The sequence below is a fragment of the Syntrophomonas zehnderi OL-4 genome, from assembly GCF_000983115.1.
GTDB lineage: Bacteria > Bacillota > Syntrophomonadia > Syntrophomonadales > Syntrophomonadaceae > Syntrophomonas_B > Syntrophomonas_B zehnderi.
In genome coordinates this window covers 66,973-91,310 of sequence record NZ_CGIH01000032.1, presented here as the reverse complement: position 1 = coordinate 91,310, position 24,338 = coordinate 66,973, and the positions used below count along the sequence as shown (strand labels likewise).

The following is a 24,338-nucleotide window of genomic DNA, read 5'->3' as shown; positions in this document are numbered from 1 at the left end:
GGTTTCATTTTGCCATTCCAGTTTAAAAGTAGCGGCAGCTTTAGCTTCCGCCTGATCAGATTCTTACTGAGGCAATATGTTTAAGCGTAGTAGCGGAAGCTTTTTCTTCCGCTGGGAAGCTTTAGCTTCCCTAAAACGTATTATCCCAATGTTTTCCATGGCTGTTGGTTCTGTAGCCATGGCCGGCTAATGAACATTATGAGAGGTTTGCGCCTCTCTTTTTTTGTCTTCAACTTCTTCCGTTATTAATAGCCGGGAACTGCAAGAATTAGGTCTTTACAGCGTAATAACTGATAATGAAAAAGGAAAGGATTTGGGTGTGATGAATTCTGGAACAAAAAGAAAGTATTTCCGGTTGGCGGTGTTTTCGTTGGTAATATTATTGGGGCTGGGCGGTGTGGCCTATGGGTTTACTGCCAAACCTGGAACTTCCGCTAATACTAACGCGTCCCAGGATTTGCCGCTGGTTGGTTCCCTGGAAAACCTTATAAGCCTGCTTAAAGAGGCAGAAAATCGCGGGTTGTATCGATATGGGATGAAAGAAGCAACCCTGGATGGAGTGGCCCAGGCAACCGATGAATCAAAACAAATTACCGATTATTCGCAAACCAATACCCAGGTGCAGGGAGTCGATGAAGGTGACTTGATAAAAACGGACGGCCGATATATTTACCAGGTAAACGACGGTTGTGTGCAAATAATCAGTGCGGTTCCGGCCGCTAAGATGCGCGTGGTCAATACGATTAAATTCAGCGATGCCAATTTTACTCCGGCTGACTTATACCTGGACGGAGATAAGCTAATAGTAATCGGCAACTCCTATCAGAATATACCGGCTGATGATTATTATAGGATCCAATCTTCACCTCAAATAAGACCTCCCTATCCCCCGCATAATTATTCATTATGTCGGGCCGTAGTATATAATATCAAGGATAAGAACAATATCACCCAAATACGCCGGTTGGAGTTGGAAGGGAATTACCTTTCCTCACGGAAAGTAGGTTCAGCTTTTTATCTGCTTAGCAACTGTCATATCAATTATTATGCGCTCGAGCATGGGCAGGCAGCCACCCCGCTCTGCCGCGATACTGTAAAGGATGAGCGCCTGATAGCCCAGGATATAAAAACGATCCGTTATTTTCCCGGCTGTATTTATCCCAACTATCTGGTAGTCGGCTCAATTGACCTGAAGCTGCCCCAACAGGCGGCTGATATCAAGACCTACCTGGGCAGCGGGGAAACTGTATATGCATCGGCTCAAAACCTTTATGTAGCAGTAAGTGACTATAACTACAGACCCCATCCAAACCCCCGGCTTGAAAATAAAATTATTGCTCCCCGCACCAGCCAGACCAAGGTTTATAAATTCGGCTGGCATGGCTCCAAGCTGGTTTACGCCGGAGAAGGCCAGGTTGCCGGAACGGTTTTAAACCAATTTTCCATGGACGAACACCGGGGCTATTTTCGTATCGCTACCACCAGCGAGGATCACGCCAACGATAGTAGCATATCCCGCAATAATGTTTATATTCTCGATAAAAATCTGCAGCCGGTTGGGCAAATTGAGAACATCGCGCCCGGCGAGAGAATCTATGCCACTCGTTTCATGGGCAACCGAGCTTATATGGTAACGTTTAAAAACGTGGATCCTTTCTTCGTATTGGATTTAAAAGACCCGGCCCAGCCGAAAATTTTAGGCAAGCTTAAGATACCCGGTTACAGTGATTACCTGCATCCTTATGATGAGAACCATATAATTGGTTTTGGCAAGGATACAGTTGAAGCCTCTGGTTTTAACGGCCAGAGCATGGCCTACTACCAGGGGATGAAGATTGCTATTTTTGATGTTACCGATGTAAGCAAACCGGTGGAAATGAGTAAGGTAATTATCGGGGATCGGGGAACCGACTCCGAATTATTAAGAAACCATAAAGCCCTTTTGTTTTCCCAAGAGAAGAATATGTTGGCATTTCCGGTTACAGTAATGACTATTGATAAATCCCAGATCCACCCCGGACAGAATATCCCTGCATATGGAAGCTTTACTTTCCAGGGGGCATATATTTATAACGTAGATCTGCAAAATGGTTTACAGTTTAAAGGGAAAATCAGTCATCTAAAAGCAGATGACTATCAAAAGGCAGGTCACTATTGGAATGATCCGGCTAAGAGTATTGCCCGGATTATGTATATCGGCAACACCGTATACACCTTGTCTCCCGATATGATCAAAGCAAATCAAATGGATACCCTGCGGGAAATCAAAGCCCTGCCCCTAAAATAATATGAACCTCGTTCATTATTTAAGTAGCCGCTTTTTCCATGTCTAATTAAAAGCAATTGGGCTCACAAATATTTGTGAGCCCGTCTTTATAAGTAAAGGAGGCGGCGGCTAATCGCGAGGGCCGCCTTCCCAATACTGTCTGATTTTTCGCAAGGCATAGCCGCCGAAAAACAGACCATTAATAAATGCTATCGGGACAGCCAAATCCTCGAATTTCATTCCTTTTCGTTTACTGCTAACTTTTATCAAAAGATATCCCTCCTTTGAAGATATCTTTTACAAAATATAATAATTATATTGCAGGTTTTATTTAGTAAAAAATATTCGAAGTGAGGGAATAACCTATGACGGGTATTTCAATACCCTAATTTTATTTGTTCCTGGGCATGCAGATAATCTCTTTGACCTGGGTCTCGAAAAAATGAGCCGAGTGGGCGGGGCGGATAACTAAAGCGGCATCTGCTCCTTTTTGGCTCCCAGCTATCGATATAATATCCTGCCCATGAGGTATCAAACCGGCATCCAAGGCCATACAGGCTACTTCTACGGCTACTTTAACTCCCTGTCCAAAAATCCTTAGCGTATAAGCCATAATTTCAGCCGGATAAATCCCGTTGAATTGAAAGCGCAATGCCCGGTCTACACCGGCAAACAGATGCGTGGTGGTCAATATTTCAACATTCTGGGCTTTAAGACTTTCCCGGGTGGAAGATTCCATCTCATCGACCCCGGGGGACTGAAAACCAACCTGGTGGGTTACACAGATAATCCGAGCATTTTTCGCTAAGGACACGAGTCCCTGAGCGGTTTCACCAGTACAGGAGGCCACGGTAAAGGTATTAATTCCCAGTTCCCGGCCTTTTTCAAGGGCTAACTGCAAAGTTGCGGCGGTGTTTTGCGCACCGGCATTTTCCCAAAACATAATAAACCTCCATTCCAAGAAAATAGACGCAAATAACGCTGATTCGCGCGGTTTAATAAATGAGATTAACCAGATCAAACCGATTTACACAATCTTAATAACGACCCGGCAATCTATAGGAAACGCCTTATAATCGTTCCCTATCATTCTTTAATTAAAAATAGGCATATGCGATGATGGTACAGATAGCGCATTATTAATTTATAAATTTAAAATAAAATCAGTGATAATCTATGTAAATCTGTGTCCAGGCATTAGCGGGCTACCAATTCGGCAAAATCTTCTTCGCTCAGTGAGCGGATAATAATAATGGTTGACAGTTTGGAAAGGTCTATTTCATGGGAATGATAGATGCGCCGGCTAATCGGATCAAAAATTATTTTTACGACCGGACGGGTGGGGGCCTCCTTGTTAACATCAACCACAATACCTATCGAGCCGTTGTTCAGTTCAACCAAGCTGCCTATGGGATAAACCGCTATATTAGCTATAAGAGCCGTAAGACAGCGGGGATCAAGCTGGATGCCGGACATTCTTTTCATGATGGTAAGAGCCTGGTTCACGGTATAGGCCGATCTATACGGACGGTCGGCCAACAAGGCATCATAGACGTCAGCCACAGCAACTATACGGGCATACTCATGTATATCTTCCCTGGCCAAACCCCGCGGATACCCTTTGCCATCCCAACGTTCGTGGTGCTGCAGGGCGATATGAGCCGAGAACAATGACAGTTCATCCTGACGGCGTAACATATCAAAGCCATATTCGGTATGTTTTTTGACTTCGTTATATTCTTCGCGGGTTAAATCATCGTCTTTGTTTAAGATATCTTTGCTTATTTTTGTTTTACCAATATCGTGCAGCAAAGCCCCTATAGCCAGTTCTTTCAGCCGGGAATCATGGTAACGCATCGTTATGCCGGTCATGATTGACAGAACGCATACATTGACCGAATGACCAAAGGTATAGTCATCATAAGAGCGGATATCTGTCATATTTAACAAAAGATGTTGATTACTCAGAAGTTCATCAATTAGGTTATTGACTACTGTTTGTACCAGGCGGATATTAATCTTGTGCTCGGTTTCCATTTGTTTAAAGCTATCTTTTACAATTTTAGTTGTTTCAATGCGCGTCTGCTCGGAAATAAGTTCCGGTGGTTCCAGGACATCTGGCAGATTATCTTCGCGGATATACAGTGAAGGGATGCCCAACTCACGTAAACGGGCAATGTAAGACTCGGTAAGAATTGCTCCTGCACTCAAGAGAACCCGCCCCTCACTGTTATATATATTCCGGCCAACCTGCATCTGGGCTTCCAAATCCTCTATATTTATCCTTCTCACCGTATCACCTTAATGTCAAATATTATTATCTTTGATATTTCTCCATATTCCTACTTACTTCCTGCTCATTAAACTATTTATTTATTATTTTGCTGTAAACACACTATTTTCTTGCTAAATATACATATCGGTATAATTTGTATTAATTATAGCCGTCCCATATATTATTATTATAATCCGTTACCACTAAGTTAAGGCAAGTATTTGCTATCTATTAATCGAAATGGTACATTACAGTTAATAAATTGAGAAACATTATAGGGGAATTAAATGAAAAGCAACAAGAAAAACTTTTACAGGCCTTTGTTAAAGAGCCTGGCTGATGACATAGTCGGGCTGATGGAAACCAATGAGGGCCGCCTGCTGGCTTTGGAAATGCTGGAGGAAATTCCTGCAGATATAAAAAATGATGTCCTGGAAGGTTTGAGTTCTTTTTACAATCCACAGATGGTTTATTTTTTTAGCCTGCTAAAATGGGAGTATGGCAAGGAATATGAAGCCATTTGTGACCGAGCCCTGACTAAATACAGACTGGCTGGTTTAGATGTTGATTATAAACAGCCTGTCATGGGGCGATTTTACAAAGCTTTTGCCAGCTTAAGCCGCCATACCGGCAGGATGACATTGGATATGGCCTGGGAAACAGGGAAGGACAAACTATATGTGGAGTGTTTTTTTCTTACTTTCAGTTCTGATGGTATCCACAGTTTCTTCATTGTCAACGAAATTTCCATCAGCCAGTATGAAAAAGATCGCGGGTTGTTTAGCGACATGATTGAATTAAGCTATAAAGAAGGCTGCTTTTTATTATGTGAAGCTTACAAATTAAATGTACGCTATATGACCCGGCCAGCCCTGGGCAAATTCTTATATCAGAAGTATTTGGATGATGATACTGATTTCCCGCCTGCCCACACTAATAATGTTCTAAGGAAGGTTTGTGCCCGTTTATCTCCGCGGCAGCTAGGCAACAGCTTTTTTCATGCTCTGCGTTATCAGGATTATAATTATATTCTGTCTATTTTATATAATGAACAACCTTACCATTCCCTCTTGCTGCATCAGTTGAATAATTCTATCCTGCCCGGAACTATAATAATGGAAGGTCAGGTTGAGGAAGTGCGGGCATCTGTCGATTTTGCCGAAATAACAGCCTTTTCAACCACCCTGCAGGAACGCGAAGTATACCATAATGAATATATTATGCGTCTTGTGAGGGATACTACAGGTAGCTGGTGTATTCGCCATTTGGAGAATACCACTAGTATTAGGCTTGATGCGGATTCCAGCTTAAATCCTTTTAATATGCAGGTATATTGCCGGGTATATGAAATAATTGATATAGATGATCTCTTTGATGTCCTGGATCAACTGGACGATATCAGGGAAGTGGAGGAACTTCCTTATGGCTTGCACATGCGGCTGACCTGTTTCGAAGATGACTTTAATCACGGCATTTCCTTTATGACCGGGGTAATTGCGGATCTGGTTATTAATGCGGATGAATTTGTAGTAATATCACAGGATATTGAGACCCTGGATGAATTACATTGCCTGTTCATGGAAAATAATACTTTTGCCCTTGTGCAACGAGGCGAGTATGAAATTAACCTGATTAGCGCCTACAACTATTTAAGCGGTCAATACGCTAATTTTGAAGATATTTTGCTTAATGAGGACACCGAAGTAAGTGACTTTGTTTTCGAAGACGGGATGCGCTTTATTACGGCCCGTTACCTGATAAAAGACCGCGCAAAAGTAATGGCGCGTCTGGCTGAAATAAAAAGCCTGCAGATTGATCTGCAGGGAGAACTGCAGGTGTATTATGAATTAGAGGATGAGCCCAACCAACCTGGACTTTTTGCTGAATATATTTTGGGCAGCAGCTGGGTAACCGTATCAGCCTTTGGTGAGAAGGATATCAATCTCATCCGCCGTAATTTTGAACGTGATATGTATGACGCCTTGGAGTTCGATGGTTTGGAGTTAAGAGAGGATGGGATATTTGCCATCCTTAGTCTGGATGTAAAAAGGCAGTATCCGCAGCTGGAATCAGCCCTAAAAGATTTATATTTAAACAAATGGTACCATTCAAACCTTCCTACCCTGCGGGGCATGAGCCCTTTAGAAGCCTGTCAGACAGAAGAGGGGAAGCGTTTGTTATGGACCCTGTTCAAACGAATTAAACAAAAAGAGAAAAAACGGCATATAAATGGAGACAGGAGACGTATAGGTCTTAAGGAGTATCTGCGCAAGGTCGAATTTGAAAAGGAAAACCAGCCTTAAAATCTGAAAAAATACCGGTTGTTTATAATACCGGCCCAATAATTTATGACCTGGATCTGGTAACTAAAAATATTATACTGAGGCTGGAAATGCCTTCAAAAAATAATTGTTGCTTTAGGTATTGACATCTATTTATGCTTTACCATATACTCAATAGAAATATATATTTATAGGCAATGAAGGAAACTGACATATGAAATAAATTGATTGCAGAGAGCCGGGGTAGCTGAAAACCGGTATCAATATTTTATATGGTGACTCATTCCTGAGCCGCGATCTGAAAGGCCGCCAGACTTAGTAGGTGAAGCCGGACGCAACAAGTCCGTTAAGAAGTATAGCGCATCGTAGATGCGTGCTCCAAGTGGTCGCAGACAGATAGCGACAAACAGGGTGGTACCGCGGGAATAACTCTCGTCCCTGACCAGGGCGAGGGTTTTTTTATTACCTTTTTTAATTACTATTTATGTCTATTTTCTAATTTTCTGCCAATTATCCTGGGTTCCCAATACGCCCTGCGGCTACTTTAAATGATTCCGGGGTCACTTTTAAAGTTGCTGCTGTGGTAATTTAAACTTTCGCATAAAAACCGGTTTATTGAGTATATACGATGATGTTGCAGACAGCATTTTGTTAATAAAAACCCAATTCGAGGAAAATCTGTGTCTATTCTCTAATTTATATTCACATACCTTGATTTGCAGGAGGTATCAACCATGAAGAGCCAACAGGTTAAAACAGGACTGGAAAAAGCCCCCCATCGTTCTTTGTTCAAGGCCCTGGGCGTAACCGATGAAGAAATGCAGCGTCCTTTTATAGGTATTGTAAACTCCCAAAATGATATCGTACCCGGCCATATTAATTTGGATAAAATAGCCGAAGCCGTAAAGGCAGGAGTTAGACTGGCCGGAGGCATACCTTTCGAGTTTCAAACAATCGCGGTATGTGATGGTATTGCCATGAATCATACCGGAATGAAGTATTCCCTGGGCAGCCGGGAGTTAATTGCTGATTCCGCAGAAATAATGGCCACAGCTCATGCGTTTGACGCCCTGGTCTTTATACCTAATTGTGATAAGGTTGTACCAGGTATGCTGATGGCGGCGGCGCGCTTAAATCTGCCGGCAATCTTTGTTAGCGGCGGTCCGATGCTGGCGGGTTTAAGCAAAGATAATAAAGTAAGTCTATCCCAGGTTTTTGAAGGAGTAGGAGCCAGTGCCGGTGGAAAAATGAGCGCAGATGAATTAACCCGGTTGGAAAACGATGCCTGCCCTAGCTGCGGTTCGTGTTCGGGGATGTTTACGGCAAATTCCATGAATTGTCTAACCGAAGCATTGGGCATGGGATTGCCCGGTAACGGAACCATACCGGCGGTTTATTCAGAGCGTATTCGCTTAGCGAAAACCGCGGGCATGAAGATCATGGATTTATTAGACAAGGATATCCGCCCCTCTGATATAATGACGGCCGCGGCATTTAAAAATGCCATGTGTATGGATATGGCGATTGGCTGTTCCACAAATTCCGTATTGCATTTAATGGCGATTGCCAGTGAATCCGGGGTTGACCTTCCATTGGCCCAGTTTAACGAAATCAGCGCTATCGTCCCGCATCTGTGCAAGATCAGTCCGGCGGGTGAACACCATATGGAAGATTTATACAGGGCCGGTGGTGTGCAGGCTATATACAACGAGCTGGATAAAATAGGCTTGATTGACAAAAGCGCCCTGACCGTTACCGGTTTAACTATAGGCGAGAATATATTATCTACGCCGGTGCTTGATTATTCAGTAATCCGTCCGGTCGATAACCCCTACAGCAATAGCGGCGGGCTAGCAGTGCTTTTTGGTAATCTGGCACCTGACGGAGCTGTTGTAAAAAAAGGCGCGGTTGCTCCGGAAATGATGCAGCATGAGGGACCGGCTCGAGTTTTTGAATCAGAAGAAGAAGCGATAGAAGCAATTTTAAACCATAAAATTAAAGCGGGTGACGTTATCGTTATACGTTATGAAGGGCCGCGTGGAGGACCTGGCATGAGGGAGATGCTTAGCCCCACTTCGGCAGTGGCTGGAATGGGCCTGGACCGCGAGGTAGCTTTAATTACCGATGGACGCTTTTCCGGTGCTACCCGGGGAGCATCAATTGGACACGTGTCTCCGGAAGCTGCTGCTGGTGGCAATATTGCCCTGGTAGAAGAAGGCGACCTTATACGAATAGATATTCCAGCTCTAACGCTGGATCTGCTTGTGGACGAAGCCGTTTTAGCAGCCAGAAGGGAAAAATGGCAAGTCCCCGACATACGAATTACAACCGGATATATGAAGCGTTATGCAGAGATGGTACAGTCAGCCAGTACTGGTGCAATATTTTTAAAATGATATGCAATCAGTAAATAGTTGAAAGATAGCGGGCCATCTAAAGCCCGCTATTTTAATCGGCACAGGTTCTGATTATAAACAATCGCTGAGAAAGTAAACAAATGCTTAGAAAATTATTTAAAACAGTTTATAAAAAAATCACCTGATTTTATTTATAAAAACAATCTTTGAAAGAGGGGATAGCTATGAAGTTAAGAGGAGCTGAAATACTCCTGCGTTGTCTGCAGGCTGAAGGCGTGGATGTTGTCTTTGGTTATCCTGGAGGCCAGGCGATAACGATTTATGATGCTCTTTATAATTCCGATATAAAACACATCCTGGTGCGACATGAGCAGGGTGCGGTACATGCCGCTGATGGATACGCCCGAGCCAGCGGCAAGACCGGGGTTTGTATAGCAACTTCAGGGCCGGGGGCTACCAATCTGGTAACCGGTATTGCCAATGCCTATATGGATTCCATACCGATGGTGGCTATTACCGGACAGGTACCCACCCATATGATCGGCCGGGATGCCTTTCAAGAGGCTGATATTACGGGAATTGTCTTACCAATCACTAAACATAGCTATCTGGTAGAAAAAACAGAAGATGTAGCCGGGGTGGTAAGAGAGGCATTCCATATCGCCAACAGCAATCGGCCTGGGCCAGTACTTATAGATCTGCCCAAAGACATTATGGAAAATGAAATAGAATTTACAGGCCCGGTTCAAGAGGTTAGTATTCGTGGCTACCGCGTTATGAAAGGTTTTAATGCCGGGCAGGTGGTCAGCGCGGCTAATCTGATAAATGCGGCCGAAAGACCGGTGATATACGCCGGTGGAGGTGTGATTGCTTCCCGGGCCGCCGAAGAATTAATGGAAATGGTCAATATGATGCAAATTCCGGTAACCACTACCCTAATGGGGATGGGGGCTTTTCCCGGCAAGAATCCTTTATCTTTAGGTATGCTGGGGATGCATGGCACTCGGTATGCTAACTACGCTATTGGCGAATGTGATGTTTTAATTGCCATGGGGGTTCGCTTTGATGATCGGGTAACCGGCAAAATATCTCATTTTGCGCCTCATGCCAAAGTCATTCATATGGATATTGACGCTGCTGAAATCGGCAAGAATGTGGCGGTAGATGTGCCCATAGTTGGGGACTTAAAAGAAATCCTGCAGGCTTTGCTGCCGCGTCTAAAGGCCCGGGATCTTAGCCCCTGGCATACCACGATTGAGCGCTGGAAGGATGAATACCCGCTTTGTTACGGATCATCCCAAGAAAACCGTATAATGCCCCAACATGTTATCGAAAAAATTTGCGACCTGACCCAAGGAAAAGCGATTATAGCAACTGAAGTTGGGCAGCATCAGATGTGGACCGCGCAGTATTATAAGTTTCATCATCCCCGCAGCTTTTTGAGTTCCGGCGGATTAGGAACCATGGGGTTTGGTTTTCCGGCAGCCATCGGTGCACAGGTGGCCTTCCCGGACAAAAGGGTGATCAATATTGCCGGAGACGGCAGCATCCAGATGAATATTCAGGAGCTGGGGACGGCTGCCCAATATAATTTACCGGTTATAATATGTATCCTTAACAATCATTATCTGGGGATGGTGCGTCAGTGGCAGAACCTTTTCTACGGAGGACGCTATTCCCACACCGATATGAGTCATCAGCCCGATTTTGTAAAACTTGCGGAGGCCTATGGGGCTTTTGGAATGAGGGTTACCAAAATGGAAGAGGTCGATAAGGCCTTGCAAAAAGCCCTGGAGATAACTGATCGTCCTGTGGTAATTGATTTCTGGGTAGAACGGGAAACCGATGTTTATCCCATGGTTCCTCCTGGAGAATCCCTGCATAACATGCTGGGAGGTGAGAAAGATGCATAAGCATACACTATCGGTTACAGTCGAGAATCGCCCCGGGGTTTTGACCCGGGTAGCCACCTTGTTTCGGCGCCGCGGCTACAACATAGACAGTTTGACCGTGGGCAGAACCGAGAACCCTGATGTTTCCCGCATGACAATAGTGGTCGAGGGAGACGATAAAGTTATTGAACAGGTAAATAAACAGCTCCATAAACTGGTGGAGGTCATCAAAATAGTTGATATAACCCAAGATAAAGCAGTAGAAAGAGAACTGGCCTTGATCAAGGTGAAGGCTGATCCGGCAGTTCGAGCTGAGATCGTACAGATAGTGGATATCTTTCGAGGCAGAATCGTCGATATCGGCAGATCTTCCCTTATAATCGAAGTTACCGGGGATGAGGGCAAGATTGATGCGATAGAAGAATCCTTAAGACCATTTGGTATTATGGAATTGGTGCGAACCGGGAAAATAGCCATGGTTCGCGGAAACAAACAATTTAAGGGGGATTTTACTAATGGCAAAAATGTATTATGATGCTGACACAAATCTAAATCTATTAAATGGCAAGACGGTAGCAGTAATGGGTTTTGGCTCCCAGGGTCATGCCCAAGCCCAAAATCTCAAAGAGAGCGGGGTCAAGGTAGTCGTAGGATTACGTAAACCCTGTGATGAGTTTACCGAGCAGGAATGGAACAAGGTTATTGAAGCCGGGATTACTCCTATGACTGTAGCCGAAGCTGCTCAAGCCGGGGATATTATTCATATTCTGCTGCCGGATGAAATACAAGCCCGGGTATACAAAGAGGAGATTCAACCCTATCTGGTAAAAGGCAATGCATTAGGTTTTTCGCACGGGTTTAATATTCATTTTGGCCAAATTGTGCCGCCTGACTTTGTGGATGTTTTCATGGTCGCTCCCAAGAGTCCAGGTCATCTGGTCAGACGTATGTATCAAAAAGGTGCCGGCGTGCCGGGTTTGATTGCCGTTGAGCAGGATTATACCGGGCAGGCCAAAGAACTGGGACTCGCATATGCTTGCGGCATCGGTTGTACCCGCGCCGGGGTTATTGAAACCAGCTTCCAGGAAGAAACCGAGACCGATCTCTTTGGTGAACAGTGCGTACTTTGCGGCGGAGCTACCGAACTGGTCAAAGCCGGTTTTGAAACTCTGGTTGCAGCAGGATACCAGCCGGAAATTGCTTATTTTGAATGTTTGCACGAACTAAAATTGATCGTGGATCTAATGTATGAAGGCGGGATGAGCCTAATGCGCTATTCCATTAGTGATACCGCTGAATGGGGGGACTATCTCCAGGGGCCGCAAATAATCGGCGAGGAAGTCAGGTGGGCCATGCAGGATGCCCTAAAAGATATTCAGGATGGAGTCTTTGCTAAAAACTGGCTATTGGAAAACCAAGTAGGCCGTCCTCAGTTTAACGCTTTAAAAAGACAGAATCGCGAACACCAGATTGAAAAGGTGGGGGCAGAGCTTAGAGCCATGATGCCCTGGTTAAAGGAAACGAAATAACTAAACCGGGATCAGGCTCAGACCTGATCCCCCCCATAAATCTTAGAAATTCACCCTGCAGGAAAGGGCGGGATGTGTAATGAATGACAAAAACCGGATATTCCTTTTTGATACAACCCTTCGGGACGGAGAACAATCACCGGGAGTCAGTCTGAATGTGGAAGAAAAACTGGAAATTGCCCAACAGTTGGCCCGTTTGGGAGTAGATGTAATTGAAGCCGGATTCCCCATAGCCTCGCCGGGCGATTTTCAAGCGGTCAAGACTATTGCCCAAACGGTTAAAGGGCCGATTATAGCCGGCCTGGCCCGGGCTAATCGAGCTGATATTGAACGTGCCTGGGAAGCACTTAAATATGCGGAAAATCCGCGTATACACACTTTTCTGGCGACTTCAGATATACACCTTAAGTATAAACTGCAAAAAACGCGTTCTGAAATGCTTGCCCAGGCAGTAGACGCGGTCAAATATGCCCGGCAATTTTGTCCGGATGTAGAGTTTTCTGCTGAAGATGCTACGCGCAGTGATTTGGATTTTCTGGCGGAAGTAGTAGCAGCTGTTATCTCTGCTGGGGCAACTGTTGTGAATCTGCCCGACACAGTAGGATATACGGTGCCTGAAGAATTTGAAAAATTCATGCGTACCATTATTGAGCGGATTCCCAACAATGAACAGGTGATATTCAGCGTCCATTGTCACGATGATCTAGGTTTGGCCGTAGCCAACTCCTTATCTGGACTGAGGGCTGGGGCCCGGCAGGTAGAATGTACCGTCAATGGTATAGGTGAACGAGCCGGCAACGCTTCCCTGGAAGAAATCATTATGGCCTTGTATACCAAGCATGCTTTTTTTCAAAAGGAAGTAAACATAAAATATAATGAAATCTATAAAACCAGCCGTATGGTGAGTAACCTGACCGGTATGCTTATTCAATCCAACAAAGCTATTGTCGGTAACAATGCCTTTGCACATGAGTCCGGAATTCATCAGGATGGTGTCTTAAAAGAAAGAACCACCTACGAGATTATGAGTCCCGAGTTGGTCGGAGTGCACAAGAATAATCTGGTGTTGGGCAAACATTCAGGTCGGCATGCATTCAAGGAACGTCTGCTGGAACTAGGTTATGAGTTAAGCGAAGCCGAACTGCAAAAGGCCTTTGCTTTATTTAAAGATCTGGCTGACAAGAAAAAGGAGATCAGTGATGACGACATAGAAGCCCTGCTTAAGGATCAAGGCCGATCCGTACCGGAAAAATTCACTTTGGAGTATCTGCACATATCCAGCGGTACCAATATGATACCTACGGCTACGGTAAGATTATCGATAGACAAAATGCCCTTTGAAGCTGCAGCTACCGGTTCAGGACCGATGGAAGCCGCCTGTCATGCAGTGGATAAAATAACAGATATATATGGAAGGCTCTTGGAGTACAAACTGCATGCCGTAACCGGCGGCAAGGATGCCTTAGGTGAGGTATTGTCCAAAGTCGAAATCGGTGAAAAAATATATAATGGACGCGGCTTGAGCACTGATATTATCGAGGCTAGTGTTAAATCATATGTCCATGCTATTAATAAGTACTATTATGAAAAACAACACGAAAATGGATCTTAGGTTTAATTTATAAGCAAATGTCTAACGGATAAACATTCGCTTAGACATAGCTGCGGCGGCCAAGCAGGCCGCCAAATACTAAAATCCTAAATAATCCATACAATCATTGTCGGAGGGTATCCCTACTCTCGGTCACCAAGTGGTCAGGAATATTTGCCCTGTCTCACTTGTATTTCCACAACATAAGGAGGAGCCTTTTATGGGAATGACAATTAGCCAAAAAATCCTGGCCGCCCACGCTGGCCGAGAATACGTTGAAGCCGGTGAATTGATTAACTGCAAACTCGATCTGGTGCTGGGTAATGACGTTACCGCCCCGGTGGCCATTTCTGAATTTGACAAGCTGGGTTTAAAAGAAGTATTTGATAAGGAGCGCGTGGCGCTGGTTCCTGACCATTTTACCCCCAACAAAGATATAAAATCAGCCGAACAGGCCAAAATTGTAAGAGAATTTGCTCGTGATTACGGAATCAAAAATTATTTTGAGATAGGCCGGATGGGGATTGAACACTGCCTTCTGCCGGAACAGGGTTTGGTAGGGCCCGGTGATTTGGTTATAGGGGCTGATTCTCATACCTGTACGTATGGTGCCCTGGGAGCTTTTGCAACCGGGGTGGGCTCAACGGATATGGCGGCAGGTATGGCAACCGGCGAAGCCTGGTTCAAGGTACCGGAAAGCCTTAAATTCGTTTATTACGGTCAGACTCCGCCTTTTGTTGGCGGCAAGGATTTTATTCTGCATGCCATCGGTGATATAGGTGTAGATGGAGCTCGTTATATGTCGATGGAGTTCACCGGTGAGGCGATTTCTAATTTATCCATAGATAATCGTTTTTCTATGGCTAATATGGCCATTGAAGCCGGTGGAAAAAACGGAATTATTGCCCCCGATGATATAACTCTGGCTTATGTCAAAGGCCGGGCCCAAAGGCCTTATACGGTCTATCAGTCAGATAACGATGCGGTATATGCAAACGTTTTTGAGTATGACGTAGCAAAGATGGAGCCGCTAGTGGCTTTTCCCCACCTGCCGGAGAATACCCGTCCGGTTAGCGAAGCCGTTCACGTAATGCTGGATCAAGTAGTTATCGGCTCTTGTACCAACGGACGGATCGAGGATCTTGAAACGGCCGCGCAAATACTTAAGGGACATAAAGTTCACCCTGAATTAAGGGTAATTATTTTCCCCGGTACCCAGAATATCTACCTTGAAGCTCTGCGCAAAGGCTACATTGAAACATTTGTGGAGGCGGGTGCGGTAATCAGTACGCCAACTTGTGGGCCGTGTCTGGGTGGACATATGGGCATTTTAGCCAAAGGAGAAAAAGCCCTGGCTACTACTAATCGTAATTTTGTTGGCAGGATGGGCCATCCGGAAAGCGAAGTCTATCTGTGCAATCCGGCAGTTGCTGCTGCCAGTGCAATAAAAGGGAGAATAACGGCTCCCTGGGAAATTAAGTAAGCAGCCGGGATAAAAAGCTGTATCGATTAAAGGAACCATAGAATATGTAATAAACCGCAAAATTAGACCAGGAGGTTTTAATATGAAATTTAGCGGACAGGTTTATAAGTTTGGTAATGATATAGACACCGATGCGATTATACCCGCGCGGTATTTAAACACCTTTGAACCGGCAGAATTGGCCAAACATTGTATGGAGGATGCCGATCCTGATTTTCCCGTTAAAGTAAAGCCCGGCGATATTATCGTAGCTGAAAAGAACTTTGGTTGCGGCAGTTCGCGGGAACATGCACCCATTGCCATCAAAGCTGCCGGTGTATCTTGCGTAATTGCCAAATCCTTTGCCCGCATATTCTATCGCAACGCGGTTAATATAGGTTTGCCTATCTTGGAATCACCAGAAGCGGTGGATGCCATATCTGAAGGAGATACGTTGGAAGTAGAGCCTAAAACCGGCCGAATAACCAACCTGAGAACAGGCGAAAACTATCAGGCCGCACCGTTCCCTGAATTTATGCAGGAGATTATGGATAGAGGCGGTTTGATCGAATATGTACGTGCCAAAGTAAGCACCTAAAAATGTTTAAGGCTTTATTAGGAAGGAGAAGGTATATGTATAAAATTGCGGTACTACCAGGAGATGGTATTGGAGTAGAAATCGTACCCGAGGCGGTTAAAGTCCTGCAGGTTATCGGAGAGAAATTTAATCACCAGTTTGAGTATACAGAAGCCTTGGTGGGCGGGGAAGCTTATGATGCTACTGGCCATCCGCTGCCGGATGACACTTTAAAAATCTGCCGACAGTCGGATGCGGTGTTACTGGGAGCTATTGGCGGCCCCAAATGGGAACAACTGCCGGTACACTTGCGTCCTGAAGTGGGAGCGCTTTTGCCGCTGCGCAAGGAACTGGGCCTTTATGCCAATCTGCGTCCCTGTTTCTTATTCCCGGGTCTGACCCATGCTTCCACCCTTAAGGAGGAAACGATTGCCGGGGTGGATCTCATTGTTCTCCGGGAATTAACCGGGGGTCTATATTTTGGGGAGAAGAGCCGCCAGGAAGTAGAAGGTGGCATTAAGGCAACCGATGTATTAAGCTATACCACTTTTGAGATTGAACGGATAGTCCGTTATGCCTATGAGGTAGCCCGCAAGCGCAGAAATAAATTGTGCTCAGTTGACAAAGCCAATGTTATCGAAACTTCGCGCCTGTGGCGGGAAACAGTTATGGAGCTGGCCAAGGAATATCCGGATGTGGAAACTACTCATATGTATGTTGATAATTGCGCCATGCAGTTGATCAGAAATCCCAAGCAGTTTGACGTAATCGTAACTGAGAATATGTTCGGCGACATTTTGACCGATGAAGCTTCCATGTTGACCGGTTCTATTGGTATGCTGCCCAGTGCTTCGATTGGCGGCAAAGTAGGCATGTATGAACCCTCGCATGGCAGCGCCCCCGATATAGCCGGTCAAAACAAAGCCAATCCGCTGGCCACCATATTATCTGCAGCCATGATGCTGCGCTACTCGTTTAATTTGGAAAAAGAAGCTGTAATTGTCGAGCAGGCAGTCAGCAAGGCGGTTGCAGAGGGTTACCGGACTCCTGATATTATGGAGGATGGCAGTAAGCCGGTGGGGACTGTGGAAATGGGAGACGTGGTGGCCGGCTATATAAGTAATGCTTAGTTTTAAGCCATAAAATAAAATTGTGGGGTTGGTCAGGTAATCCAGGATATAATTTAATCCAGGGGGATTTTCTCCCCTTGGATGTGAAGGCAAATTGGTTACCATCAAGGGAAACAAAAAAACCTCGTCTATTGAAGGAGGAAAATAAATTGGGGATAAGATGTTGGATGTTTTAATCTATGACACAACTTTAAGGGATGGCTCCCAGGGGGAAGGGATTTCCTTATCGGTGGAGGACAAAATAAAAATAGCACGCAAACTCGATTTTCTGGGTGTGTCTTATATCGAAGGCGGATGGCCAGGCAGCAACCCCAAGGATATGGCATTTTTCCAGGCCATGCGGGATTATCCCTGGGAAAACGCCAAGCTTTCGGCTTTTAGTTTTACCCGCAAGGCGGGTGTGAGGGTACAAGACGATATCATCATGAAATCTCTGCTGGAATCAGGGGTCAAGGTGGCTACGCTGGTAGGCAAGTCTTGGGATTTTCATGTCCTGCGGGCTTTGGAAACCACCTTGGAGGAAAATCTCAGCATGGTTGGAGAATCAATCGCTTACCTAAAAGATAAGGGATTTGAAGTTTTTTTTGATGCCGAACATTTTTTTGATGGCTATAAGCGCAATCCTGATTATGCCCTGCAGGTACTGGAGACGGCGGCCCAGGCCGGAGCAGATTGTCTGGTTCTTTGCGATACCAACGGCGGCTGCATGCCCTGGGAAATTGCCCAGATTATTAACCAGGTCAGGAGCAGGAGCACTGCACCACTGGGAATCCATACCCATAATGATTCAGCCTGTGCGGTCAGCAATAGCTTGATTGCGGTGCAGAACGGCTGTGTACAGGTGCAGGGTACTATCAACAGCTATGGCGAACGCTGTGGAAATGCGGATCTATGCTCGATTATACCCAACCTGGAACTAAAGATGGATCTTAAATGTTTACCGGACGGAAAACTTAAACACCTTACCGAGGTCTCACATTACGTAAGTGAGATTGCTAATATGCCGGGCAGCAACAATCAGCCTTTTGTAGGTTACGGGGCTTTTGCCCACAAAGCCGGTATTCATGTAAGTGCGTTGCTGAAAGATTCTTTAACCTACGAACATATTAATCCAGAGGCGGTCGGTAACCATCGCCGGGTCTTGGTATCCGAACTGGCGGGCCTGTCTAATCTGCAGTATAAGGCGCAGGAGTTGGGGATTGATATAAATAAATACAGTGACGAAACCAAGCAGCTAACCAAGAAAATCAAAGAACTGGAAAATGACGGCTACCAGTTTGAAGGAGCCGATGCTTCCCTGGAACTCTTGTTGCGTAAGGCGTTTAACCAATATGAAGATTACTTCCAACTGAAAAACCTGAAAATTATCCTGGAAAAGACGGTAGATAATGAGATAATTTCCGAGGCCATGATTAAACTAGCTATCGGCAGTGAAATAGTTCATACCGCGGCAGAAGGTGACGGGCCGGTTAATGCCCTGGATAATTCCCTGCGCAAAGCCCTGTATGACGTTTATCCGGAAATAAATGAGATGCATCTTACGGATTATAAGGTCAGAGTGCTAAATGGCCAGGAAGCTACGGCTGCCAAAGTCAGGGTATTGATCGAATCCTCTGACCAGCATGAAAAATGGACTACGGTAGGTGTCTCCGAAAACATTATCGAAGCGTCCTATCAGGCCCTGGTCGACAGCATAAATTACATGATGATGAAAAGGCAATTATTCGCTGAACGAACCAAGCGCCTGGAAGCCTAGTCAAGGTGTGGAGGTTACTATGAAGGCAATGATAATGGCGGCTGGGGTAGGATCAAGGCTGATGCCGATGACAGCCGATATACCTAAACCCATGATACCTATGGCGAACCGGCCGTTAATGGAAAATACGCTGGATTTGCTTGCAAAATATGGATTTGCAGATGTGATCGCTAATCTGCATTACCACGGCGATGTTATCAGGGACTATTTTGCTGCAGGTGAGTCCTGGGGCGTGAACATGATTTATTCCCCTGAACCTGAGCTTATGGGAACCGCTGGCGGGGTTAAAAAATGTGCCTGGTTTTTTGATGAGACATTTGTTGTCATCAGCGGAGACGCCCTGACAGATATCAACCTGGAGGAACTGCTAAAAGAGCACCGCCGCAATGGAGCCCTGGCTACCATCGCTTTAAAACCGGTAGATCATGTAGAACAATTCGGGGTTGTAGTTACTGACGAAAAGGGCAGAATTGAGAAGTTTCAAGAAAAACCACAGCCCCAGGAGGCATTAAGTAAAACCGCCAATACCGGAATATACGTTTTTGAACCGGAAATATTTTCCTACATTCCGGCAGACGAGTTTTATGATTTCGGCAAACAGGTGTTTCCAACACTCGTACAAAAAAAAGCCCCTTTTTACGGTCATGTCATAGATGACTACTGGTGTGATGTGGGCAACATAAATACGTATCGCCAGGCCCATGCGGATATTTTATGCGGCCGGGTAGACGTAAACTACCAGGGTCAGCTGGTGGAAAATGAAAACCAAGGCGGTCGGTTGTTAGGCAACGGAGTTAGGGTGGGTAACAATGTTACTTTTAAAGGGCAGGTCGTTATCGGCTCGGGATGTCATATCGAAGATAACGTATTTTTGGAGAATACAGTCGTTTGGAATGATACCAGAGTGGGGGAAAATACGGTTATTAAAGAAGCCGTAGTGGGATCACTGTGCAGAATCGGACGGGGATCTTACCTGAGTTCGGGAGCCACGATTGCCAGCCGTTCCCGCCTAGGCGATGGCAGTATAATTGTACCGGAAAATGAATAGACGCGGATAACGCGGTTTTAATAGACACAGATAACACAGATCAGACAGATTTACACAGATTATTCTTATTAACCACCCATGTCCGCAGGCCACAACTACCTATGAAAATGTTGCGTGATACGGAAAGCTCTGCTTCCCACCGGAAGCTAAAGCTTCCGCTACGGTGGTTTAAATATCTAATAAAACTGCGTAAATCCGCGGAGATCCGCGTGATCCGCGTCTATTATTAGGCTTTAGTCTCCAGCAGCTCCTTGAAATTTGCATCTAGTTCCTTGATGTCTATGGAGGCATTGACCTGGTCGAGACTCTTGGCATCTACCGGCGACATGATAAAAATACGAAATTGGCCTTGATCAGACAGATTTACACAGATTATTCTTATTAACCACCCATGTCCGCAGGCCACAACCACCTATGAAAATGTTGCGTGATACGGAAAGCTCTGCTTCCCACCGGAAGCTAAAGCTTCCGCTACGGTGGTTTAAATATCTAATAAAACCGCGTAAATCCGCGGAGATCCGCGTGATCCGCGTCTATTATTAGGCTTTAGTCTCCAGCAGCTCCTTGAAATTTGCATCTAGTTCCTTGATGTCTATGGAGGCATTGACCTGGTCGAGACTCTTGGCATCTACCGGCGACATGATAAAAATACGAAATTGGCCTTTTTCTTTAATCAACAGAGCGGCTTCCATGCCTTGGCTGACATTCTTTTCTTTAAACTCATAAAATACTACTGCGCTGTAGTTGCCCACCTTCGTATAGGGCTTCTTAATTTCGATTTCGAAATTTTGAGGGCTAGGGTTATCCTTCTCAATGGCGGCAATTACTTGGCTGATATCCTTTTCGACCTTGGCACGATTGTTTACTAATTCTTCCGGGGACATTTCAGCATATTGGGGAAGGAACCTTACTGACCAGAATACACTTAAATCATGGGCGACTGTATCATAATCCTTGGTAAAATAAGCTTGATAAAAATCCTCGACTATCTTATCGGGGCGAGTGGGATCAAAAAAGGCTGCATAACTGTACATGCTGGCCAATAAAGCGATGATAACCACCCATATCCATTTAGGTACACCAGTCCTAACTGTGTTTTCCAATTCCTCCTACCTCTCTTTCAATAATCCCTCGAGTAACGTCTATTGTACTATGTTTATCAGCCATAGACAATGAAAGCCAAAAAAAAACTAAGAGTAAAGATGGGTTAATTTCAGTCCACAATAAGTTTGATTTATCTTGAAACAGGTATAAACTGGTCTGCGCTAATCGGCTGTGGTATAAATAGATGACAAAGGGTTTAATTTATTTATATCTAAAACGAAGCCCACGGTGGCAGGGCTGCTCCCCTACATGAATCTATGTGTGTTCCTCTCGACATGTTAAGGCTGCAGCCTCCTTAGCGCTAAAGGGCACCGCAATGGAGACTGGCTAACCATATTTTAAAGCCGTTTCGGAGGTAAGGATGAAAGATATTATCGTAATCGGGGCCGGCCCAGCCGGTATGATGGCAGCAGGGCAGGCGGCTGAACAGGGGGGCCGGGTCTGGCTTTTGGAAAAAAAAGACCGGGTAGGTAGCAAACTAAGAATTACCGGCAAAGGACGTTGCAATATTACCGCTGACGTGGATCTGGAGAGCTTTATAAAGGCAATTCCCGGCAACGGCCGTTTCCTGTACAGTGTCTTGCATGAATTTTCTAAAGATGATCTGGTGAATTTTTTTAATAAGCGGGGCTTAAAAACGAAAGTTGAGAGAGGTAACCGGGTTTTCCCGGTATCAGATAATGCCCAAGATGTAGTGGATCTCTTATATAACTACGCTAGAGTGGCCGGGGTGAATGTAATAACTTCGGTTAAGGTGTTAAGGATTGAGCCGGATAACGGCAAAGTTGCCGGGGTGGAAACCAACCAAGGTTTTATGGCGGCAGATGCCGTTATTATTGCCACCGGAGGGATGTCCTATCCGGGTACCGGTTCTACCGGGGATGGCTACCAGTGGGCGCAGAGTCTGGGACATACCATTATAAAACCCCGGCCGGGGTTGGTTCCGTTAGTTGTGGAGGAGAACTGGATCAAGGATTTGCAGGGACTGAGTCTGAAAAATGTGACAGCTACCGCCTATACCGCTGCTGGAAAAAAAATAAACAGCGACTTTGGTGAGTTGCTGTTTACCCATTTCGGTCTTTCCGGCCCGATAATTCTATCCATGAGCAGGGATATTGGGGAATATTTGTACCATGAAAAACAGCCGGTCACTGTTAAGCTGGATTTAAAACCGGCTCTGGATGAAAACAGGCTTAATGACCGGGTTTTAAGGGATTTTGATAAATATTCCCGCAAACATTTTAAAAACGCCTTAAATGAACTTCTGCCCCAGAAGTTGATACCGGTTTTTATTGACTTGGCCGGCATTGATCCCGAAAAGCCTTGTCATCAGATCAGCCGTACCGAACGGCTGGCAATAGTCAGACTGCTAAAAAGCTTTACCTTGACCATAACCAAGACCCGTCCCTTGGCCGAGGCCATCGTTACCGCTGGCGGGGTTAGTGTAAAAGAGGTAAATCCTCAAACCATGGAGTCCAAACTCGTCCAAGGGCTATATTTCGCGGGCGAAGTCCTGGATGTAGACGGTTATACCGGCGGCTATAATCTACAGTCGGCTTTTTCTACCGGCTTTGTAGCGGGCCGAAATGCTGCGCGTTGACTAGAGGTCGGGTATCTGTTACTATGAAATTTGACCTGCAAGCTAACCTGGCGGACTGGAGGAGATAAAGGATAATGGCTAGAAAATTAGTTCAGTATACAGGATCGAGTGATTATATCGTTTCCGATGATTTAAGAAACAGCGTAAATATTGCTATGGCTTTAGGTAAGCCCTTGCTAATTAAAGGGGAACCCGGAACCGGCAAAACCGTTTTAGCGCAGAGTATTGCTGACGCGTTGGATAAGGAACTGATTATATGGAATATTAAATCAACCACCAAGGCTCAAGAAGGACTGTATGTGTACGACACTGTGCAGAGGCTCTATGACAGTCAGTTTGGAGAGCATAATGTCGCAGATATCAAACAGTATATAAAACTGGGCAAGCTGGGTGAAGCCTTTCAGGCCGATCAGCAAGTGGTACTCCTGATAGATGAAATCGACAAGGCGGATCTGGAGTTTCCCAACGACTTGCTTTGGGAACTGGATCAGATGACCTTCTACATCCCTGAAACCAAGGAAACCATAAGTGCCAAGACCAGGCCTATCGTAATAATTACCAGCAACGCGGAGAAAGAATTACCGGACGCCTTTTTAAGAAGATGCATCTTTCACTATATTGAATTTCCGGATGCCGAAGCGATGGAGAAGATTATCCGGGTGCACCATCCCAACGTGGAAAAACGGCTTCTGGAACAGGCCATGGAAACCTTTTATATGTTAAGAAACATTCCCAACCTACAGAAAAAACCCAGCACCAGCGAATTGATCGATTGGTTGCAGGCTCTGGTAGTGGGAGGCATAAGCCCTAATAAAATAAAACAGGAATTACCTTTTTTAGGGGTATTGTTAAAGAAAAACGAGGATCTTGATACGCTTCTAAACCAGCTCTACAACAAAACCCAGAATCGACCTCAGCCCCGCAGCAATTTTTATCGCTAAGCACTGCCTCGCGTAATCTACAGGGAGGTGGATCATGTTTACAAAATTTTATTACTATCTGAAGAATTTTGGGGTACCGGTTTCCATGAATGAATGGCAAACCCTAATGGAAGCCTTGGATATGGGCATGGCTGGCTCCAGCCTGACCGGTTTTTATCAGCTTTGCCGCTCGGTGCTCGTTAAAACCGAAGCTCATTATGATCGATTTGATCTGGCTTTTGCCAGTTTTTTTGGCTATATAGAGACCCCGGAAGGCTTGCCGGACAAAATCTGGGATTGGCTCGATAAAGAGCTGCCGCCTATTGAAATAACCGATGAGATGCGGCGCAACCATCGGCAACTGGATATGGACGAAATGAAACGGATGCTGGAAGAAAGGCTTAGGGAGCAGACAGAGGAACACCATGGCGGTAATCACTGGGTTGGAACCGGTGGTACATCGCCATTTGGACACTCCGGCTATCATCCGGGAGGTATCCGGGTGGGTGGGCAATCCCGTAATTTATCGGCGGTAAAAGTGGCCGGAAT

Annotated in this window: 18 protein-coding genes, 1 pseudogene and 1 other annotated feature; of the genes and pseudogenes, 15 read left to right on the top strand and 4 right to left on the bottom strand. The window is 45.3% G+C overall.

The window, feature by feature from the left end:
• Window positions 1-223: 223 nt before the first annotated feature.
• Window positions 224-2,287 carry a beta-propeller domain-containing protein gene (locus AAV90_RS10025; RefSeq protein ID WP_052729721.1) on the top strand — a complete coding sequence of 688 codons (2,064 nt, stop codon included), beginning with the start codon at window positions 224-226 and terminating at the stop codon, window positions 2,285-2,287.
• A 108-nt stretch (window positions 2,288-2,395) separates the two neighbouring features.
• Here AAV90_RS10025 and AAV90_RS14925 read toward each other — a convergent pair whose 3' ends face one another.
• The 3 genes from AAV90_RS14925 to AAV90_RS10015 form a co-directional block, all read right to left on the bottom strand.
• Entirely contained in the window at window positions 2,396-2,536 is a 141-nt protein-coding gene (locus tag AAV90_RS14925) for a hypothetical protein (RefSeq protein WP_157609542.1), read from the bottom strand.
• A 121-nt stretch (window positions 2,537-2,657) separates the two neighbouring features.
• Complete coding sequence (locus AAV90_RS10020; RefSeq protein WP_157609541.1) at window positions 2,658-3,209, bottom strand: pyruvate kinase alpha/beta domain-containing protein; 552 nt, start codon at window positions 3,207-3,209, stop codon at window positions 2,658-2,660.
• A 254-nt stretch (window positions 3,210-3,463) separates the two neighbouring features.
• Window positions 3,464-4,558 (bottom strand): HD-GYP domain-containing protein, encoded by a 1,095-nt coding sequence (locus AAV90_RS10015; RefSeq protein ID WP_046498492.1) that lies wholly within the window; start codon window positions 4,556-4,558, stop codon window positions 3,464-3,466.
• Window positions 4,559-4,828: 270 nt separating this feature from the next.
• Here AAV90_RS10015 and AAV90_RS10010 point away from each other — a divergent pair, with 270 nt between their 5' ends.
• The 11 genes from AAV90_RS10010 (at window position 4,829) to AAV90_RS09960 (ending at window position 20,165) form a co-directional block, all read left to right on the top strand.
• Window positions 4,829-6,844: a hypothetical protein gene (locus AAV90_RS10010; protein ID WP_046498490.1), complete on the top strand. Its 2,016-nt coding sequence runs from the start codon at window positions 4,829-4,831 to the stop codon at window positions 6,842-6,844.
• Between the two features lie 167 nt (window positions 6,845-7,011).
• Window positions 7,012-7,266 (top strand) — a binding site (T-box leader).
• Window positions 7,267-7,557: 291 nt separating this feature from the next.
• On the top strand, window positions 7,558-9,219 hold the full coding sequence (gene ilvD / locus AAV90_RS10005) for a dihydroxy-acid dehydratase (protein WP_046498487.1): 1,662 nt from the start codon (window positions 7,558-7,560) through the stop codon (window positions 9,217-9,219).
• A 185-nt stretch (window positions 9,220-9,404) separates the two neighbouring features.
• On the top strand, window positions 9,405-11,093 hold the full coding sequence (gene ilvB, locus AAV90_RS10000) for a biosynthetic-type acetolactate synthase large subunit (RefSeq protein ID WP_046498485.1): 1,689 nt from the start codon (window positions 9,405-9,407) through the stop codon (window positions 11,091-11,093).
• Window positions 11,086-11,607 (top strand): acetolactate synthase small subunit, encoded by a 522-nt coding sequence (gene ilvN, locus AAV90_RS09995; protein ID WP_046498483.1) that lies wholly within the window; start codon window positions 11,086-11,088, stop codon window positions 11,605-11,607. The genes ilvB and ilvN overlap by 8 nt, the downstream gene beginning before the upstream one ends.
• A complete protein-coding gene (ilvC, locus tag AAV90_RS09990; RefSeq protein WP_046498480.1) occupies window positions 11,588-12,601 on the top strand; it encodes a ketol-acid reductoisomerase in 1,014 nt (337 codons plus the stop codon). Before ilvN ends, ilvC begins: the two co-directional genes overlap by 20 nt.
• Before the next feature lie 79 nt (window positions 12,602-12,680).
• The gene (locus AAV90_RS09985) at window positions 12,681-14,213 is read left to right on the top strand and encodes a 2-isopropylmalate synthase (protein ID WP_046498478.1); all 1,533 of its coding nucleotides are present in this window, start codon (window positions 12,681-12,683) and stop codon (window positions 14,211-14,213) included.
• 199 nt (window positions 14,214-14,412) lie between these two features.
• The gene (gene leuC / locus AAV90_RS09980; RefSeq protein ID WP_046498474.1) at window positions 14,413-15,675 is read left to right on the top strand and encodes a 3-isopropylmalate dehydratase large subunit; all 1,263 of its coding nucleotides are present in this window, start codon (window positions 14,413-14,415) and stop codon (window positions 15,673-15,675) included.
• Between the two features lie 82 nt (window positions 15,676-15,757).
• On the top strand, window positions 15,758-16,252 hold the full coding sequence (leuD, locus tag AAV90_RS09975) for a 3-isopropylmalate dehydratase small subunit (protein WP_046498473.1): 495 nt from the start codon (window positions 15,758-15,760) through the stop codon (window positions 16,250-16,252).
• 35 nt (window positions 16,253-16,287) lie between these two features.
• Window positions 16,288-17,361 carry a 3-isopropylmalate dehydrogenase gene (gene leuB, locus AAV90_RS09970; protein ID WP_046498471.1) on the top strand — a complete coding sequence of 358 codons (1,074 nt, stop codon included), beginning with the start codon at window positions 16,288-16,290 and terminating at the stop codon, window positions 17,359-17,361.
• 160 nt (window positions 17,362-17,521) lie between these two features.
• Window positions 17,522-19,117 (top strand): citramalate synthase, encoded by a 1,596-nt coding sequence (gene cimA / locus AAV90_RS09965; protein WP_046498469.1) that lies wholly within the window; start codon window positions 17,522-17,524, stop codon window positions 19,115-19,117.
• A 19-nt stretch (window positions 19,118-19,136) separates the two neighbouring features.
• Entirely contained in the window at window positions 19,137-20,165 is a 1,029-nt protein-coding gene (locus AAV90_RS09960; RefSeq protein WP_046498463.1) for a nucleotidyltransferase family protein, read from the top strand.
• Between the two features lie 539 nt (window positions 20,166-20,704).
• Here AAV90_RS09960 and AAV90_RS09950 read toward each other — a convergent pair.
• Window positions 20,705-21,268, bottom strand: coding sequence for a hypothetical protein (locus tag AAV90_RS09950; protein ID WP_046498459.1), 564 nt, complete (start codon window positions 21,266-21,268; stop codon window positions 20,705-20,707).
• 362 nt (window positions 21,269-21,630) lie between these two features.
• Between AAV90_RS09950 and AAV90_RS09945 the strand changes: the two genes are divergently transcribed.
• The 3 genes and pseudogenes from AAV90_RS09945 to AAV90_RS15440 form a co-directional block, all read left to right on the top strand.
• Entirely contained in the window at window positions 21,631-22,869 is a 1,239-nt protein-coding gene (locus tag AAV90_RS09945) for a BaiN/RdsA family NAD(P)/FAD-dependent oxidoreductase (RefSeq protein ID WP_046498456.1), read from the top strand.
• 74 nt (window positions 22,870-22,943) lie between these two features.
• Window positions 22,944-23,810 (top strand): AAA family ATPase, encoded by an 867-nt coding sequence (locus tag AAV90_RS09940; RefSeq protein ID WP_046498454.1) that lies wholly within the window; start codon window positions 22,944-22,946, stop codon window positions 23,808-23,810.
• Between the two features lie 34 nt (window positions 23,811-23,844).
• Window positions 23,845-24,338, top strand: a pseudogene (locus AAV90_RS15440) (VWA containing CoxE family protein); the annotation flags it as partial.